4 protein-coding genes are annotated in these 2,119 nt (G+C 55.1%); all 4 read right to left on the bottom strand.

The window, feature by feature from the left end:
- The coding region (locus tag GTGU_RS22930) for a terminase large subunit domain-containing protein (protein WP_038163217.1) at positions 1–924 on the bottom strand (924 nt) is incomplete at its 3' end.
- Positions 921–1,499, bottom strand: coding sequence for a DUF3486 family protein (locus GTGU_RS22925; RefSeq protein ID WP_038163214.1), 579 nt, complete (start codon positions 1,497–1,499; stop codon positions 921–923). The genes GTGU_RS22925 and GTGU_RS22930, both read right to left, overlap by 4 nt.
- Positions 1,489–1,767 (bottom strand): hypothetical protein, encoded by a 279-nt coding sequence (locus GTGU_RS22920; RefSeq protein WP_038163210.1) that lies wholly within the window; start codon positions 1,765–1,767, stop codon positions 1,489–1,491. The genes GTGU_RS22925 and GTGU_RS22920 overlap by 11 nt, the downstream gene beginning before the upstream one ends.
- Positions 1,764–2,119: hypothetical protein (locus tag GTGU_RS26405; protein ID WP_051857436.1), on the bottom strand; the 356-nt coding region annotated here is incomplete at its 5' end. The genes GTGU_RS22920 and GTGU_RS26405, both read right to left, overlap by 4 nt.

The following is a 2,119-nucleotide window of genomic DNA, read 5'->3' as shown; positions in this document are numbered from 1 at the left end:
TTCCTGCATATCAATGCGACGCTGTCCTTCCGGCATGGCGTTGAACGCCGGTGTACCGGTAAAGCGCAGAACGATCGTCGGGCCACGGGCGGCACGCTCACGCAGGGAGCGGGGAATATACACACCACCGCCGTTCTTCGGCTCGCAGTAATATTCCTCGCGGGCGTCTTCTTCGGTGGCGGTATCGTTCAGCATATTCGCCAGCCATTCGGCTTCGGCCTCAGCAGACCAGTCTTTTTTGGTGACCTGACAGATACGCTGATACAGACCTTCAGCGATGGCCGTTTCAATATCCACGCGGTGAACAGAGTAGCGTTTTTTCCCGGCCCGGCTGTCGGTAATGAGGGTATTGAACAGGTTATCGATACCGTTGTGGGTGGAGATCAGTCGGACGTTACTGCCCCACATGGTCAGTGGTAGTGCCGCTTTCAGCACTGCGGCGAGATCACCCTGAAACGCAGCTTCATCAATGATGACATTACCCTGCATACCACGCAGGTTAGACGGGTTGGAGGAGAGCGCCTTAATTTTATAACCGCTGGCAAACTGGATAACATAGACCAGAATATCCTTGTCTTCGTCCTTCAGAACCTCTTCGCCAATATCAGAAGCCGCGCGGTCATAGGCTTTAGCCCACATCGCGCAGGCATCAATAAACTCACGGGCCATGTCCTTAGTCGTGCCGACGTAGAACGTATCACAGCCCCCGGCCTCAACTGACATTGAGCCATTAAGCGCGGCGTCTGCGGCCTCCGCCCAGGTCAGTCCGGTACGACGGGACTTCTCAGCAATCTTCAACTGAGAGGTATCAGCAATCCAGCGCTTCTGGTAAGGAAGCAGTAACTGGCTTTTGTCGAACTCACCGGAAAGTATTGCGGCAGCAGACTGACTGGTGAGCTGTTTGTCAGGCGACATGATAGTCATTCGGCAATCCCCAGAATCTGACGCTTGATATCGGCAGCCGTTTCAGCCGACAACCCGGCAGAGCGCGTGATTTTTTCCGCCTGCTCAGCGGCTTTCTTCGCGAATTCCTGCTGGATCTCTTTCTCGCGCTTGTGGCTCGCCATTGCCGCCGCCTCCAGACGCTGGGCGACCAGCGCCAGCTGGCCGAGCGCTTTGGGCTCCACAACCTTATCGCGCTCGGACATCTCCATCGAAGTTTCGAAGGCGAGGGTTTTGACAAACTCCAGCAGCAGTTTGCCGACGTCGGACGTCGGCGCAGAGCCGAGTTTTGTTGCCCAGATTTCGGCCATCTCCCGCGATGCACGAATTTTGGCGCCGAACTGTTCCATGCGGCTTGCGTAACGGTTAAGACCGGTGCGGCTGAGCTGCATGTCCTCCGGCAGGTTGTGGCTGTCAATCAGCTCGTTGATGGCGTCGCGGATCTCTTCCTGGGTGTGGCGTTTATCGCGAAGCATCTGATGAAGCTGATCCCGGATGGATTCCGGCAACAGGTCAATCTTTGACGGTCGGCCGCGCGTCTGGCGTTCATTTGCCATTATCCCTCCTGAGCCTCTCAAGGAAGTCACGTTCGCAACTGACCTTATCTTTCAGCAGCATATTCCAGATGCGTTTGTACTCCGGGTTACTGTTCAGAAAGGTGTTCAGATACGAACTGGCAGATCCGGAGTCATACTTATTACCCGTTGTTTTTTCAAACGCTGGCGCAACGGCTCTGACTTCGATTTCAGCACAAACGAGAATGGCGGCCATTTTTCTGATGGTGTCACGTTGCGCACTGCTCAGCGGCTTGAGTGCTTTAGTCATAGCTGATGTTCTCCCGCCAGGGTCAACATGGCGTCACGTAACTCATATACCATTGACTCAATCTGTGTCAGCCGTTCCTTAACGCGCTCAACTGCATCACCGAAGGTAAAATGGTTACTCCACTCCGGCGGTTCCCCTGTTACGGCCATATACATATCAGCCAGCGCGGTTTCAGCCATGTCACGTTCATCGATAAGCTGCGTCTCAGACCGCTCAAGGCGCTCAATGCCTTCCACTGCTTTTTCGGTAGCACCGCAAAGGGATTCAATAATGATGGCCGCCTGAAAAATCGCATCACCGGACAGGCCGATTTCACCGGACTCCCGCTGCTCAGCCAGACGGGCCAGGCGAC

It is taken from the genome of Trabulsiella guamensis ATCC 49490, assembly GCF_000734965.1.
Taxonomy (GTDB): Bacteria; Pseudomonadota; Gammaproteobacteria; order Enterobacterales; family Enterobacteriaceae; genus Trabulsiella; species Trabulsiella guamensis.
The sequence above is the reverse complement of the archived record's forward strand: the minus strand, read 5'-3'. Positions and strand labels throughout refer to the sequence as shown.

Coding starts and splice junctions, on each gene's coding strand:
- GTGU_RS22925 (WP_038163214.1), bottom strand. CDS start 1,499: ATGGCAAATGAACGCCAGACGCGCGGCCGACCGTCAAAGATTGACCTG.
- GTGU_RS22920 (WP_038163210.1), bottom strand. CDS start 1,767: ATGACTAAAGCACTCAAGCCGCTGAGCAGTGCGCAACGTGACACCATC.